The organism is Zeimonas arvi (genome assembly GCF_008039575.1).
Lineage (GTDB): Bacteria > Pseudomonadota > Gammaproteobacteria > Burkholderiales > Burkholderiaceae_E > Zeimonas > Zeimonas arvi.
The window spans coordinates 602,555-616,104 of sequence record NZ_VDUY01000002.1 but is presented as its reverse complement, the minus strand read 5'-3'; the positions used below and the strand labels follow the sequence as shown (position 1 = coordinate 616,104).

General features: G+C 69.0%; 16 protein-coding genes. 9 read left to right on the top strand and 7 right to left on the bottom strand.

Annotated features, from left to right (window positions below; translation table 11 throughout):
* The 6 genes from FHP08_RS07345 to FHP08_RS07320 form a co-directional block, all read left to right on the top strand.
* On the top strand, window positions 1-789 hold a 789-nt coding region (locus FHP08_RS07345), incomplete at its 5' end, for a transporter substrate-binding domain-containing protein (RefSeq protein ID WP_147703745.1).
* 91 nt (window positions 790-880) lie between these two features.
* Window positions 881-1,702, top strand: a complete 822-nt coding sequence (locus tag FHP08_RS07340; RefSeq protein WP_147703743.1) for a mechanosensitive ion channel family protein — start codon at window positions 881-883, stop codon at window positions 1,700-1,702.
* Between the two features lie 153 nt (window positions 1,703-1,855).
* Complete coding sequence (locus FHP08_RS07335) at window positions 1,856-2,350, top strand: hypothetical protein (protein ID WP_147703741.1); 495 nt, start codon at window positions 1,856-1,858, stop codon at window positions 2,348-2,350.
* Between the two features lie 165 nt (window positions 2,351-2,515).
* Complete coding sequence (locus FHP08_RS07330) at window positions 2,516-3,577, top strand: TRAP transporter substrate-binding protein (protein WP_147703740.1); 1,062 nt, start codon at window positions 2,516-2,518, stop codon at window positions 3,575-3,577.
* 70 nt (window positions 3,578-3,647) lie between these two features.
* Entirely contained in the window at window positions 3,648-4,208 is a 561-nt protein-coding gene (locus tag FHP08_RS07325; RefSeq protein WP_147703738.1) for a TRAP transporter small permease subunit, read from the top strand.
* A gap of 3 nt (window positions 4,209-4,211) precedes the next feature.
* Window positions 4,212-5,594 (top strand): TRAP transporter large permease, encoded by a 1,383-nt coding sequence (locus FHP08_RS07320; protein WP_147703736.1) that lies wholly within the window; start codon window positions 4,212-4,214, stop codon window positions 5,592-5,594.
* Window positions 5,595-5,632: 38 nt separating this feature from the next.
* Here the strand turns inward: FHP08_RS07320 and FHP08_RS07315 are convergent, their stop codons facing one another.
* The 6 genes from FHP08_RS07315 to FHP08_RS07290 form a co-directional block, all read right to left on the bottom strand.
* Window positions 5,633-6,328, bottom strand: coding sequence for a succinate dehydrogenase iron-sulfur subunit (locus tag FHP08_RS07315; protein WP_147703734.1), 696 nt, complete (start codon window positions 6,326-6,328; stop codon window positions 5,633-5,635).
* Between the two features lie 41 nt (window positions 6,329-6,369).
* Window positions 6,370-6,711, bottom strand: coding sequence for a succinate dehydrogenase, hydrophobic membrane anchor protein (gene sdhD / locus FHP08_RS07310; protein ID WP_147703733.1), 342 nt, complete (start codon window positions 6,709-6,711; stop codon window positions 6,370-6,372).
* Between the two features lie 14 nt (window positions 6,712-6,725).
* The gene (gene sdhC, locus FHP08_RS07305; RefSeq protein WP_147703731.1) at window positions 6,726-7,097 is read right to left on the bottom strand and encodes a succinate dehydrogenase, cytochrome b556 subunit; all 372 of its coding nucleotides are present in this window, start codon (window positions 7,095-7,097) and stop codon (window positions 6,726-6,728) included.
* Window positions 7,094-7,315 carry a DUF3330 domain-containing protein gene (locus tag FHP08_RS18810; protein WP_147703729.1) on the bottom strand — a complete coding sequence of 74 codons (222 nt, stop codon included), beginning with the start codon at window positions 7,313-7,315 and terminating at the stop codon, window positions 7,094-7,096. The genes sdhC and FHP08_RS18810 overlap by 4 nt, the downstream gene beginning before the upstream one ends.
* Window positions 7,316-7,348: 33 nt before the next feature.
* Window positions 7,349-7,582, bottom strand: a complete 234-nt coding sequence (locus FHP08_RS07295) for a hypothetical protein (protein WP_147703727.1) — start codon at window positions 7,580-7,582, stop codon at window positions 7,349-7,351.
* 162 nt (window positions 7,583-7,744) lie between these two features.
* Window positions 7,745-8,122: an SMR family transporter gene (locus FHP08_RS07290; protein WP_147703725.1), complete on the bottom strand. Its 378-nt coding sequence runs from the start codon at window positions 8,120-8,122 to the stop codon at window positions 7,745-7,747.
* A gap of 86 nt (window positions 8,123-8,208) precedes the next feature.
* Between FHP08_RS07290 and FHP08_RS07285 the strand changes: the two genes are divergently transcribed.
* Entirely contained in the window at window positions 8,209-10,083 is a 1,875-nt protein-coding gene (locus FHP08_RS07285; RefSeq protein ID WP_147703723.1) for a potassium transporter Kup, read from the top strand.
* Between the two features lie 19 nt (window positions 10,084-10,102).
* Here the strand turns inward: FHP08_RS07285 and FHP08_RS07280 are convergent, their stop codons facing one another.
* On the bottom strand, window positions 10,103-11,287 hold the full coding sequence (locus FHP08_RS07280) for a trans-sulfuration enzyme family protein (RefSeq protein ID WP_147703721.1): 1,185 nt from the start codon (window positions 11,285-11,287) through the stop codon (window positions 10,103-10,105).
* Between the two features lie 97 nt (window positions 11,288-11,384).
* On the opposite strand from FHP08_RS07280, the gene FHP08_RS18420 reads away from it, so the two are divergent.
* Both FHP08_RS18420 and FHP08_RS07275 read left to right on the top strand, forming a co-directional pair.
* Entirely contained in the window at window positions 11,385-11,543 is a 159-nt protein-coding gene (locus FHP08_RS18420; RefSeq protein WP_187272203.1) for a hypothetical protein, read from the top strand.
* 21 nt (window positions 11,544-11,564) lie between these two features.
* Window positions 11,565-13,544, top strand: coding sequence for a DNA topoisomerase IV subunit B (locus tag FHP08_RS07275; RefSeq protein ID WP_147703719.1), 1,980 nt, complete (start codon window positions 11,565-11,567; stop codon window positions 13,542-13,544).
* Window positions 13,545-13,550 lie beyond the last annotated feature (6 nt).

The following is a 13,550-nucleotide window of genomic DNA, read 5'->3' as shown; positions in this document are numbered from 1 at the left end:
GGAGCGCTTGCCGACGTACCCGGCGCGCCGCATCGACGACTTGCTGCCGCATCGCTGGACCGCATCGCTCGCCGACGGCTGACATCGATCAGCGCGGCGGGAAAGATGGGTTGCCCGTACGGTTACGTTTCCGAGGATCCGGAAGGTGGTTCGCCGACCGGGATCGTGCCGGATCTGGCAGGGCGCATTGCGTCGCGCCTGGGCGTCGGCATCGAATGGATCCGCTATCCCGACGCCGGCCTCTTGTCCGCCGGGGCGAAGGGCAAGCTCGCCGAAGATGCCTGGGATCTTGCCTTCATGGGCGCGGAGCCGGCGCGCGCGAGGCTGATCGATTTCACTGCGGCGTATGTCGAGATCGAGGCTTCTTACCTGGTTCCGCCGGGGTCATCGATCACCCGCATCGACGAGGTCGATCGGAACGGGGTCCGCATTGCGGTGGCGGCCCGCGCAGCCTATGAGCTCTACCTGCGCCGCACCCTGAAGCATGCCGAACTCGTGAGCGCGGAGGGTCTGGGGGGATCCTTCGATCTCTTCCGCGATCGCGGCCTCGAGGTCCTGGCGGGCCTGAGGCCGCGACTGGTCGAGGAGCAGGCGCGCTTTCCCGGCCCACGTCTCTTGCCGGGGCGATTCACCGCGATCCAGCAGGCCGTCGCCACGCCGGCAGGGCGACCTGCCGCATTCGCCCTGCTGCGCGCATTCGTCGAGGAGGTCAAGTCGGATGGCACGGTGGCCCGACTCATCGATCGCCATGCGGTCAAGGGGCTCTCGGTGGCGCCTCGGGTCGATTGACGGCGCATGGATCCCGGGGGGCTGCGAATGTCGGTCCGATAGACTCGGGGCGCTGCACACGTCTTTACGGCCACGAAGGAGCGATCAACGCATGTCCCAGGAACACATCGACACCCTGATCCGATACGTCGCCGAGTACGGCCTGAAGCTCGTGGTCGCCTTGCTGGTTCTCTTCGTCGGGAAGTGGATTGCCGGAATGATCCGCAAGGCGGTCCGGCGCGGCATGGAGCGCGGCAAGGTCGACCCCACGCTGATCGGCTTCCTGTCGAACATCGTGTTCTACCTGCTGATGGTCGCGGTGGTGATCGCGGCGGTCTCGCAGGTGGGGATCCAGACCACTTCCTTCGTGGCGGTGCTGGGCGCCGCAGGCCTGGCGGTCGGCCTGGCATTGCAGGGTTCGCTGTCCAATTTTGCCAGCGGCGTGCTGATCATCCTGTTCCGGCCCTTCAAGGTCGGCGACTTCGTCGAGGCGGGCGGGGTGGGCGGCACGGTCGACGAGATCGGCATCCTGGCCACCCTCATGCGCACGCCCGACAACAAGGGCCTGACCGTGCCCAATTCGCAGATCATGGGCGGGCACATCGTGAACTTCAATGCCTTCGACACCCGTCGCTGCGACATGACTTTCGGCATCGGCTACCAGGACGACATCGACCGGGCGAAGGTCATCATCGCCGACATCGTGGCCAAGGATCCGCGTTGCCTGGACGATCCGGCGCCGACGCTGGTGGTGGGCGCGCTCGGCGAGAGCAGCGTCGACATCCTGTGCCGGCCCTGGGTGAAGGCAGGCGACTACTGGGGCGTGTACTGGGACATGCAGGAGATGGTGAAGAAGCGCTTCGACGCCGAGGGCATCTCGATCCCGTTCCCGCAGCGCGACGTGCACCTGCACCAGGTGGCCCGGGCGGCCTGAGGGCCCGGACGTCGCCGAGCGGCGCCGGCATCCGTGTCCCGGTGCTGGTCAGCGCGGCAAGGCGATGCGAGGATATGGCAGCCGGCTGATGCGGTGGCGGCTCGTGGCCGCGCCGGCGCCCGCAAGACGCTTGCACGATCCAGGAGGCCGACCATGCACATGCCCATCGACGGCGACAGCCGCGCGAGCGAGGAGCTCTCCGCGCTGATGGAGTCCCTGCTCGCCGATCCGGACATCGAGGAGACGGTCACCCTGGGTTTCGTGCGCGACCGCCTGAGGCGTTCACTGGTGCACCGAGGCCTGAAGCCGGACCGCTCGCAGTTCGGCACCGAGCAGTCGCTGTACGCCGAGATCGAGGCCCTGGTCGAGGAGTTCGGCGAGGAGGCGCCCGCCGGCGACTTCACCGCGGTGAAGGCGAGCGAGGAGCTCTCGGCGGTCATCGAGGCGGCGCTCGACGAGCGCGAGGCCGACCTGTCGCTCACGCTGGGCGAGGTGCGCGACGCGATGGCCGACGGGCTCACCGCACGCCTGGTCGGAGAGGGCGTGATCGAGGACGACCAGGACGGCAGCCTGCTGGCCGAGGTCGACATGCTGATCGAGCGCTATGGCCAGGACGCGCTGGCCGAGGAACTGATGCGCTTCGAGTAGCGTCCGGAAGCCCGCATCGGGGGAGGCCGCATCCGGAGATTGCGCGGCCATCGGCGATCGCATACATTGCACGTGCCGTCGGTGAGGGCATCGGTGGCATGGGCCGTGCAAGGTCCTCGCAAGGGCGAGTCGCGGCCGACACAACGACATCGGGGAGACACGCAGATGGGGAAACGGACACCGTTCGCCTTGGCGGCGGCATGCATAGGCTCGGCCGTCCTTGCGCTCGCGGCAGCGCCCGCGGCGGCGCAGGACAAGACCGTCAGGTTCCAGATGGCGGCGGGTTTCGGCAGCACGCAGCCCCTGGCCGGCGAAGCGGGCCTCGATGTCACCAAGCGGATCGAACGCGCTTCCGGCGGCACCATCCGGATCAAGCACAACGAGCCGAATGCGCTCGTGCCGGTGCTGCAATCCTTCGATGCGGTTTCCCAGGGATCGGTCGACATGGTCTGGTCCACGGCCGGTTTCTGGTCGGGCAAGGACAGCGCCTTCAACTTCTTCGCCAGCCTCCCCTACGGGCCGAGCGCCGGCGAATACCTGGCCTGGCTCGACTACGGCGGCGGCAAGGAGCTGATGGCCGAGCTGTACGGAAAGTACGGCGTGCACGCGCTCACCTGCGGCATGGCCCCGCCCGAAGGCGCGGGCTGGTTCCGCAAGGAGATCAAGACGCTGGACGACCTGAAGGGCCTGAAGATGCGTTTCTTCGGCCTGGGCGCCAAGGCCATGGCCAAGCTGGGGGTCGCCACGCAGCTGATCGCGCCTGGCGAGATCTACCAGGCGCTGCAGCTGGGCACGATCGACGCGACCGAGTTCTCCACGCCGGTGCAGGACCTCAAGCTGGGCTTCCACCAGGTGGCCAAGTACTACTACCTGCCGGGTTGGCACCAGCAATCGACCGCGCTGGAGCTCCTCATCAACAAGAAGAAGTGGGACACGCTCAGCGACCAGCAGAAGGCGGTCATCGAGCTGGCCTGCGGCGAGACGATCCGGCAGTCGCTCGCCTACGGCGAAGCGGCACAGTTCGGCGCGCTCAAGGAGATCCAGGCCAAGGGGGTCACCCTGAAGACCTGGGGCCCCGAGTTCCTGGCGGCTTTCAAGGGCGCCTGGGAAGAGGTCGCCAAGGAAGAGGCGGCGTCGAACCCGATGTTCAAGAAGATCTGGGACTCCTACAGCGCCTTCCGCGCCAACTACGCGATCTGGCGCGACAGCGGCTACCTGAAGAACTGACCTGACGGCTCGGGCCCGGGCACCGCGCGCGGCGCCCGGGCCGACGGTTCCTATACCCGGATCTCCCTCCATGCAATCGCTCCTCGCGTACGCGCGTGGCGTCGAGGCGGCACTCGGCCGCATCGGCTACCTCGCGGGCTGGCTCTTCATCGCCGACGTGATCGTCATCTGCGTCGACGTCGTCACCCGGAAATTCGGTTTCCAGATCCCCGGACTCGGCTCGACCCGGCTGCAGGAACTGGAGTGGCACTTCCACGCGGTGCTCTTCTCGATGTGGCTCGGCCTGGGCTACCTGCGCAACGGCCATGTCCGGATCGACCTGGCCGTCGCGCGGATGAAGCCGCGCACCCGGGCCTGGATCGAACTGGTCTGCCTGTTCGTGTTCGCGATCCCGTACTGCCTGGTGCTGATCAACTACGGCGCCGATTTCGCCTGGAAGGCCTGGGTCGGCGGCGAAGGCTCCGAGTCCTCGACCGGCCTGCCTTGGCGGTGGATCCCCAAGGCCCTGCTCGAGATCGGCCTGATCCTGCTGCTGGCCGCGGTCACCGCGATGATCGCCCGGCTGGTGGTCTACCTGTTCGGGCCGTTGGAACTGAGCGAGCAGGCCCGGCCCTCGCACCTGGGGGGCTGAGCGATGGACTGGCTCATCGATCACCTCGGCCTGGTGATGTTCGTCGTGCTGGCCCTGCTGATGTTCACCGGTTTCCCGGTGGCCTTCGTGCTGGGCGGCGTGTCGCTCGTGTTCGGCGCGATCGGCTGGTACTTCGAGGTCTTCAACCCGCTGCAGTTCTACAACCTGCTCGTCCGGATCTGGGGCGGCGTGGCGGCCAGCCAGGTGCTGGTCGCGATTCCCATGTTCATCTTCATGGGCACGGTGCTCGAGCGCAGCGGCGTGGCCACCGAGTTGCTGAAGTGCCTGCAGGTCCTCACGCGGCGGATTCCCGGCGGCCTGGCGATGTCGGTCACGCTGATGGGCACGATCATGGCGGCCACCACCGGCATCGTGGGCGCCTCGGTGGTCATGCTCACGCTGATCGCGCTGCCGGCCATGCTGTCGCGCGGCTACCAGCCCGAGCTGGCGGTCGGCACGATCGCGTCCTCGGGCACGCTGGGCATCCTGATCCCGCCCTCGATCATGCTGGTGATCATGGGCGACCTGATGTCCGTGCCGGTGGGGTCGCTGTTCGCCGGCGCCTTGTTCCCCGGCCTGCTGCTTTCGGTGCTGTACCTCATCTGGATCGGCGTCATCTCCTTCCTGAAGCCCGAGATCGCACCGCCCATGCCCGCCGACGAAGGGCCGAGCGGCGCCGGCGCACTGGCGGCGATGATCGTGCGCAGCTTCTTCCCGCCGGTGCTGCTGGTTTCGCTGGTGCTCGGCTCGATCTTCCTCGGGTGGGCCACGCCGACCGAAGCGGCCGGCGTCGGCTGCGCCGGCGCCCTGGTGCTGGCCGCCTGGAACGGCGCGCTCTCGCGCAAATCGCTTCGGGACATCATCGAATCGTCGGCGCTCACGAACTCGATGGTCTTCTTCATCACGATGGGCGCCTCGGTCTTCGCCTACATGTTCCGCGCGCTGGGCGGCGACGACGTGGTGGCGGACGTGCTGGCCGCGATGGGCATCCAGACCGCGTGGGAGATCCTCATCTTCGTGATGGTGCTGGTCTTCCTGCTCGGCTTCTTCTTCGACTGGCTGGAGATCTGCCTGATCGTGCTGCCGGTGTTCGGCCCGATCCTGGCCAAGCTCGACTTCTCCGGTCATCTCGAGGGCGGCGCCAATGTCTTCCTGCCCTGGCTGCTGGTGGTCATCGCGGTCAACCTGCAGACTTCCTTCCTGACGCCACCCTTTGGCTTTGCACTCTTCTACATGAAAGGAACGGTGCCGCCTTCGGTCACCATGGGGCACATCTACCGCGGGATCGTCCCGTTCGTGCTGTTGCAGCTGGTCGCGCTGGCGCTTTGCATCGCGTTCCCGGAGCTGGTGCTCTGGCTGCCGCGGCAGGCGGGGCTGCTCGACTGACCGAAGGCGCCGGCACGTGGTCTGCGCGTGCCGGCTCGCTAGAAGTTGCGTCCGAACATCAGACTGCGAATTCGCTCGATCGCATGCGACGGCGCCAGCCCCTTCGGGCAGACCTCGGTGCAGTTCATGATCGTGCGGCAACGATAGAGCCGGAAGGGGCCTTCGAGGAAGTCGAGCCGCTCTTCACGCGCCTGGTCGCGGCTGTCCAGGATGAAGCGGCAGGCCTGCAGCAGGCCCGCCGGGCCGACGAACTTGTCCGGGTTCCACCAGTACGACGGGCAGGCGGTCGAGCAGCATGCGCACAGGATGCATTCGTAGAGACCGTCCAGCTCTGCGCGTTGTTCGGGCGACTGCAGGCGCTCTCGTTCGGGCATCGGCCGGTCGTCGATCACCCAGGGCCGGATCGACTGGTAGTGCGCGAAGAACTGCGTCAGGTCGACGATCAGGTCGCGGATCACCGGCTGGCCCGGCAGCGGCCGCAAGACCACCGGCTCTTTCAGTGCCCGCAGCTCGGTGATGCAGGCGAGCCGGTTGCGCCCGTTGATGTTCATGCCGTCGGAACCGCAGACACCCTCCCGGCAGGAACGGCGGAACGAGATCGAGTCGTCGATATCCTTGAGCCGGATCAACGCGTCGAGGACCATGTGGTCGGTGGGCCGAAGCTCGAGCTCGTAGTCCTGCATGCGCGGCCGCTCGTCGCGATCCGGGTCGTAGCGATAGATCGAGAAACGCATGGACAGCTCCGTTCGTGCGACAGCCCGGGGCGGGCCGCGCCTCAGGTCGCGATGGCGAGCAGGGCCCCCGCAAGGCGCAGCCCGGTGAGCAGCAGGACCGCTGCCACCAGCCCCAGCGCGATCGGGCGGGCGCCGGCCGGGCGGACGTAGTCGAGGATCACGTCCCGGGCCCCGACCCACGCGTGCAGGCACACGCTCGCGAAGGCCAGCAGGGCGCCGGCGGCCATCGGGGGTTCTCCCCAGAGGGCGACCCACGCGGCGTGGTTTCCGGGTGGCGCAGCCGCCATGCGCAGCGTGAGCACGATGCCGAAGACCAGCAGGTAGAGGGCCGAGACCCGCTGCAGGGTCCAGGCGCGCAGGCCGTCGAGCAGCGCGTGTGTCATCGGTTGCGCGCCTGTCACGCCGCCGCGATCGCCGCGAAGGCGACGATCGCAAGGCTCCCGGCCACGACCGCCCAGGCGCTGCGCCGAGCGTCGGCCAGCCGCCAGCCCAGGCCGGCATCCATCAGCATGTGCCGGATGCCCGCAAGGACGTGGTGAGCCAGCGCCCAGCCGAGCAGCACCATGCCCAGCCTGGCGGGGACGGAGCCGAGTCCGTTCCGCAGCGACTCGAAGCCTCCCGGCGTGGCGAGCGAGCGCTCGAACAGGATTGCGACGGCAGGCAGCGCGACGAGCAGGAGCACGCCGGATATCCGGTGCAGGAAGGACGAGATCGCGCCGATCGGCAGCGCGATCCGGAACAGGTTGAGGAAGACCGGCCGCCGGGTCATGACGCCTTGCCGCCAGGCCGATTCGGCCCGGGATGGCCCGCCGATGCGCACCACCCGGCGAGGCAATCCTCGCCGCAGAAGTGCCTGATGTAGTCGGCCCCTTCGGAGCTCAGGGCGCTGCTTGCCGGGATCGGGCTGTCGCAGTGGCTGCAACGCAGCGGCGTGTCGAGCGCATCTTCCGAAGGAGTCGGCCCGTGGCCGAGCTTGCAGTCCTTCATCGACCGCTCCCAACGTAGACCTAACAAGATGCACTATAGATACATCAATTGCACCGGGCAAGCCGGGCCGTCGACGCGTTCCCGATCGGCGCCGGCCGTGCCTCCGGTCGTCGGCGGGGCGCGCGAACCGTCATGCGGCACCGACGCGCCGCTCTCGCCACGCTCTCGCCACAGCAGGTACGGCCCGCTTGCGATCACGATCGCCGCGCCGATGACGACCACCTTGCCCGGCACGTCGCCGAACACCAGGAAGCCAGGCAGCGTCATGTAGAGGATCTGCTGGTACAGGAAGGGCGCCAGCGTGGAGGCCGGCGCGAAGCGGTGCGCGTGCGCGAGGCACAGGTGACCGGTGCCGCCGGCCAGCCCGGTCAGCGCAATCAGCAGCCATTGCTGCCAGTGCGCGGCCGGTGCCCAGGCGATCGCCCGGGCTCAGGTACCTGGCCGCGCGATCAGCGCCACGCCGACGCCGATCAGCGCGATGCCCAGCCAGCCGTTCAGCCCCAGCGTCTCGCCGAGCCAGAAGCGGGCGATCAGCGCGTTGATCACATAGCCGATCGACAGCATCGGATAGGCGATCGTGACCGGCACCCGGGTCAGCGCGGCGATCCACACGACCAGGCTCACGCCGTAGCAGGCGAAGCCGACCAGGAAGGGCCACTCGCTCATCACCCGCAGCGCGACCGGCCAGGCCTGGCCGAGCGAGAACTCGACCGGGCCGAGCCGGTTGGTGCCCGCCTTGAGCAGCGATTGGGCCAGCGCGTTCAGGACGACGCCGGTCAGGACCAGGGCGAAGCTCAGGGCATTCATGCGGGAGGCGCGGCCGGCGGCGGGTTGCAATGCCGGCGATGATAGCCGCCATCGCCCGACCGGCGCCGGTGTAGACTTCCGCCTCCATGAGCAAGCCCGCCCGCTCCGGCCTGCCGGCGATCGCCCTTGCGGCGCTCGGCGTCGTGTTCGCCGACATCGGCACCAGCCCGCTATACGCGTTCCGCGAGGCCTTCCGGTCCGGCTGGGGCATCCCGCTGACGCCCGGCAACGTCTATGCGGTGCTGTCGATGATCTTCTGGTCGGTGATGCTGATCGTCTCTTTCAAGTACGTGACGATCATGCTGCGCTTCGACAACCGCGGAGAGGGCGGCGTGCTGGCGCTGCTCTCCTGGTGCATGCACCGGCTGCGCTCGCGACCGCGCATGCTCTGGCTGGGGACCATCCTGGGCATCCTGGCCGTCTCGCTGTTCTACGGCGACGCGGTCATCACGCCGGCGATCTCGGTGCTGTCGGCGGTCGAGGGGCTCGCGGTGGCGCGGCCCGAACTGGCGCCCTTCGTGCTGCCGGTGGCGCTGGCGATCGTGGTGGGAGTCTTCCTGATCCAGCGCGGCGGCACCGACGCGATCGGCGCGCTGTTCGGGCCCCTGATGCTCGCCTGGTTCGCCACGCTGGCGGTCACCGGCGGCCTGAGCGTCGCAAAGACGCCCGAGGTGCTGTGGGCGCTCGACCCGCGCTACGCGCTCGGCTTCGTGTACGCCTACCCCGGCCTGGCCTTCGTGGCCGCCGGCGCGGTCTTCCTGTGCGTGACCGGCGTCGAGGCGCTGTATGCCGACATGGGCCGCTTTGGCCCGGCACCGGTGCGCCTGACATGGTTCGCCATCGTGCTGCCGGCGCTCACGCTCAACTACTTCGGGCAGGGTGCGCTGGTGCTGCGCAATCCCGGCGCGGTCCACAACCCCTTCTTCCTGCTGGTTCCGGAAGAGTTCGTGCTGCCGCTGACCGGCATCGCGATCGCTGCGGCGGTGATCGCATCGCTGGCAGTGATCTCCGGCGCCTTCTCGGCCACCCAGCAGGCCTCGCGGATGAACTTCCTGCCGAGGCTGCGGGTGTTCCAGAAGTCCCGTACCCAGAAGGGCCGGATCTACATCCCGGTGGTCAACTGGCTGATGCTGCTGCTGGTCGTGTTCCTGATGCTGGAGTTCGGCGACTCCGGCTCGCTGGCGGCGGCCTATGGCATCGCGGTGGCCGGCGACCTCCTGCTGGCCAGCGTGCTCATGCTGATCACGCTGCGGCGCGTGAAGGGATCGAAGGCCCTGCGCTGGCTGTGGCTGCCTTTCGCGGTCTTTGCGATCGTCGAGGCCGCCTTCTTTGCGGCCAACGCCACGAAGGTCGGCGGCGGCGGCTGGTTTCCGCTGGCGCTGGCGCTGGCTGCCTTCACCGTGCTCACCACCTGGCGGCGCGGCACCGAGATCGTGCGCGCCAAGAAGAGCGCCGGACCCCGCAACGCGGTCGACGGCCTCGCGATGGACCTGTCGGGGATCCAGCGCGTGCCGGGCGTGGCGGTCTTCTTCTCGTCGTCGTCCACGCGCTGCCCGAGCTCCTTCCTGCACAACCTGAAGCACAACAACGTGGTCCACGAGACCACGATCTTCCTGACGGTGGAGTTCGAGGACGTGCCTTCGGTTCCCGAGGCGGAGCGGGTGCAGATCATGCGGGGCCCCAACGGCATCATCCGCTTGAGCGCGCACCTGGGTTACCGCGAGGACCCGGACATCCAGGGCATCATGAGGCTCGCCGCCCGCAAGGGCCTGGTGTTCAAGGTCGACGAGACCTCGTTCTTCACCAGCAAGCCCACCGTGGTGTCGGTCAGCCAGCGCGGCCCGTTCGGCTGGCGACGCTCGCTGTTCGGCTGGATGCTCCAGAACAGCACCAGCGTCGCCAACTACTTCCGGCTGCCCGCCGACCGCGTGATCGAGCTCGGGACCCAGGTGGCCATCTGAGCGCCCGGGCGGGACAGGTTCAGGCGCTGGTGGCGTCCAGCGCCTGGCGAAGGTCCGCGATCAGGTCGTCCGGCGCCTCGATGCCGCAGGCCAGCCTGACCAGGTTGGGCTCCACGCCCGCCGCGCGCATCTGCGCGTCGTCCAGCGTGCCCGCCCACATCGCGGCCGCGTGAACCGCCAGCGACTCGACGCCGCCCAGGCTCACCGCATTGGTGAACAGCCGCAAGGCGGCCACGAAGCGCGCGGCGGGTTCGTAGCCGCCGCGGATCCTCACCGCCAGCACCCCGCCGAAGCCGCTCATCTGGCGACGGGCGAGCGCGTGCTGCGGGTGCGACTCGAGGCCGGGGTAGTGCACCGCCTCGACCGCCGGATGCGCCTCGAGGAAGCGCGCCGCCGCCATCGCGTTGTCGTTGGCGCGCGCCACTCTCAGGGGCAGCGTGCGCAGGCCGCGCAGCAGCAGCCAGGCGTCGAAGGCGCCCAGCGTGGCGCCGAGCACGATCGCGCTGTCCCAGATCTTCTCGACCAGCGCCGTCGGTCCGGCCACCGCGCCCGCGATCAGGTCGTGGTGGCCGCCCAGGTACTTGGTGGCGCTGTGCACCACCAGGTCGATGCCGTGCGCCAGCGGGCGCTGGTTGATCGGGCTGGCGAAGGTATTGTCGGCCACGCTGATCGCGCCCGCCGCCCGGGCCGCCTGCGCGACCGCGGCCAGGTCGGTGACGGCCATCGTGGGGTTCACCGGGGTCTCCACCATCACCAGCCGCGCGCCCTCGCCGATCGCGGCGAGCAGGCCGGCGGTGTCGGTCTGGTCGACCAGCCGGGTGCGAACCCCGAAGCGCGGCAACATCTCGGTGAAGAGCTTGGTGGTGCCCATGTAATGGCTGGTCTGGCCCACCGCGAGGTCGCCAGCCTTCAGCAGGCCCAGCGCCACCGCGCTGATCGCGCCCATGCCGCTGGCGGTCATCAGGCCGGCCTCGGCGCCCTCGAGCCCGGTGATCAGCCGCGCTGCGCGCTCGTGGGTCGGGTTGCCGTAACGGGTGTAGAAGCGCGGGTGCCGCGGGGTGCTCGCCATCTCGGCGAACTCGACGGCGTCGGCGGCGCTGTGCGTGACCGAGGGCAGGATCGGCGGCGCCAGCGAACTGTCGTCGCGAAGATCCCGGTCGCCGTGGATCAGAAGGGTGTCGGGGGCGGGGCGCATCGGGTCCATTTTCGGTCGGCTCGGGCGGCAGGGGCGGGCGGCAAGTAGAATCGGGGCTCATGAAACCGATCCATTGCACGATTCTAGCCGCCCGGCGGAGGCCGTCGTGAACGCGCCGCGCCTGCTGCGCGCGGCGGGCTGGACCGCGCTGGCCGCGGTGCTCGGTTTCGCCGTCGTCTGGGCCTTCATGGCCTACCTGAGTCCCGATCGCGTCCTCGATTTCGCGAGCATGCTGCAGATGTGCGGCATCCCGATCTCGCGCTGAGCGCGCTTCCCTTTTCCCTACATGGCAACACGCAGCAGCGATTACAGCGAAGCCTCCATTCGCGTCCTGAAGGGCCTGGAGCCGGTCCGCCAGCGCCCGGGCATGTACACCCGGACCGAGAACCCGCTGCACATCGTGCAGGAGGTGATCGACAACGCGGCCGACGAGGCGCTGGCAGGTTCGTGCCGGGAGATCGTGCTCACGCTGCACGCCGACGGCAGCATCTCCGTCGACGACGACGGCCGCGGCATTCCGGTCGGCGCGCATCCGGAAGAGAAGGTGCCGGTCGTGGAGATCGTCTTCACCCGGCTGCACGCCGGCGGCAAGTTCGACAAGGCCGGCGGCGGCGCCTACAGCTTCTCCGGCGGCCTGCACGGGGTCGGCGTCTCGGTCACCAATGCGCTGTCGAAGCGCCTGGAGGTCACCGTCTGGCGCGACGGCGGGGTGCACGAGATCGCCTTCGCGGGCGGCGAGGTGGCGCAGCCCCTGGCATCGCGGCAGGCGGTGCGCGGCGACAGGCGCAGCGGCACCCGGGTGCGCTGCTGGCCCGACCCGAAGTACTTCGACTCGGCGGCGATTCCGCAGGCCGAGCTGGTCCAGCTGCTGCGCTCCAAGGCGGTGCTGTTGCCCGGGGTCAAGGTCACGCTGGTCGAGGAGAAGGCCGGCCGCCAGCAGACCTGGCAGTACGCCGAGGGCCTGCGCGGCTATCTCGTCGAAGCCTTGCAGGCCGGCGTGGGCGCGGCGCCGCTGATCCCGCTCTTCGAGGGCCAGCAGTACATCGCGGCCGGCCACGAGACCTTCGCCGAGGGCGAGGGCGCGCAGTGGGTGGTGGCCTTCACCGAAGAGGGCGCGCCGGTGCGCGAGTCCTACGTGAACCTGATCCCGACGCCGGCCGGCGGCACCCACGAGGCCGGCCTGCGCGAAGGCCTGTTCAATGCGGTCAAGGGTTTCGTCGAGCTGCACGGCCTGCAGCCCAAGGGCGTGAAGCTGCTGCCCGAGGACGTCTTCGCGCGCGCCAGCTTCGTGCTGTCCACGCGGGTGCTCGATCCGCAGTTCCAGGGCCAGATCAAGGAGCGGCTGAACTCGCGCGACGCGGTCCGGCTGGTCGGCTCGCTGGCGAGAAGCCAGTTCGAGCTGTGGCTCAACGAGCACGTCGAGCACGGCCGCAAGCTCGCCGAGCTGGTGATCCGCCAGGCGCAGATCCGCAGCCGCGCGGCGCAGAAGGTCGAGAAGAAGAAGAGCTCGGGCGTGGCGGTGCTGCCCGGCAAGCTGACCGACTGCGAGTCCACCGACGTGTCGCGCAACGAGGTCTTCCTGGTCGAGGGCGACTCCGCCGGCGGCTCGGCCAAGATGGGTCGCGACAAGGAGTTCCAGGCCATCCTGCCGCTGCGCGGCAAGGTGCTGAACACCTGGGAGACCGAGCGCGACCGGCTGTTCGCCAACAACGAGATCCACGACATCGCGGTGGCGATCGGCGTCGATCCGCACGGGCCGGGCGATTCGCCCGACCTGTCGGGGCTGCGCTACGGCCGCATCTGCATCCTGTCGGACGCCGACGTCGACGGCTCGCACATCCAGGTGCTGCTGCTCACGCTGTTCTTCCGGCACTTCCCGAGGCTGATCGAGCGCGGCCACGTGTTCGTGGCGCGCCCGCCGCTGTACCGGGTCGACGTGCCGGCCGCCGGCAAGCGGCCGCTGCGCAAGCTCTACTGCCTCGACGACGGCGAGCTGCGGCACGTGGAGGACAAGCTGCGCAAGGACGGCGTGCGCGAAGGCAGCTGGTCGATCTCGCGCTTCAAGGGCCTGGGTGAGATGAACGCCGAGCAGCTCTGGGAGACCACGATGAATCCCGACACCCGCAGGCTGCTGCCGATCACGCTGGGCGAGCCGGGCGCCGAGGCGACCTCCGAGCGCTTCACGATGCTGATGGGCAAGGGCGAGGCGGCCGCGCGCCGGGCCTGGCTCGAGGAGCGCGGCAACGAGGCCGAGGTCGACATCTGATCACCA

Coding starts and splice junctions, on each gene's coding strand:
- FHP08_RS07340 (WP_147703743.1), top strand. CDS start 881: ATGTCCCAGGAACACATCGACACCCTGATCCGATACGTCGCCGAGTAC.
- FHP08_RS07335 (WP_147703741.1), top strand. CDS start 1,856: ATGCACATGCCCATCGACGGCGACAGCCGCGCGAGCGAGGAGCTCTCC.
- FHP08_RS07330 (WP_147703740.1), top strand. CDS start 2,516: ATGGGGAAACGGACACCGTTCGCCTTGGCGGCGGCATGCATAGGCTCG.
- FHP08_RS07325 (WP_147703738.1), top strand. CDS start 3,648: ATGCAATCGCTCCTCGCGTACGCGCGTGGCGTCGAGGCGGCACTCGGC.
- FHP08_RS07320 (WP_147703736.1), top strand. CDS start 4,212: ATGGACTGGCTCATCGATCACCTCGGCCTGGTGATGTTCGTCGTGCTG.
- FHP08_RS07315 (WP_147703734.1), bottom strand. CDS start 6,328: ATGCGTTTCTCGATCTATCGCTACGACCCGGATCGCGACGAGCGGCCG.
- sdhD (WP_147703733.1), bottom strand. CDS start 6,711: ATGACACACGCGCTGCTCGACGGCCTGCGCGCCTGGACCCTGCAGCGG.
- sdhC (WP_147703731.1), bottom strand. CDS start 7,097: ATGACCCGGCGGCCGGTCTTCCTCAACCTGTTCCGGATCGCGCTGCCG.
- FHP08_RS18810 (WP_147703729.1), bottom strand. CDS start 7,315: ATGAAGGACTGCAAGCTCGGCCACGGGCCGACTCCTTCGGAAGATGCG.
- FHP08_RS07295 (WP_147703727.1), bottom strand. CDS start 7,582: ATGACGCTGCCTGGCTTCCTGGTGTTCGGCGACGTGCCGGGCAAGGTG.
- FHP08_RS07290 (WP_147703725.1), bottom strand. CDS start 8,122: ATGAATGCCCTGAGCTTCGCCCTGGTCCTGACCGGCGTCGTCCTGAAC.
- FHP08_RS07285 (WP_147703723.1), top strand. CDS start 8,209: ATGAGCAAGCCCGCCCGCTCCGGCCTGCCGGCGATCGCCCTTGCGGCG.
- FHP08_RS07280 (WP_147703721.1), bottom strand. CDS start 11,287: ATGGACCCGATGCGCCCCGCCCCCGACACCCTTCTGATCCACGGCGAC.
- FHP08_RS07275 (WP_147703719.1), top strand. CDS start 11,565: ATGGCAACACGCAGCAGCGATTACAGCGAAGCCTCCATTCGCGTCCTG.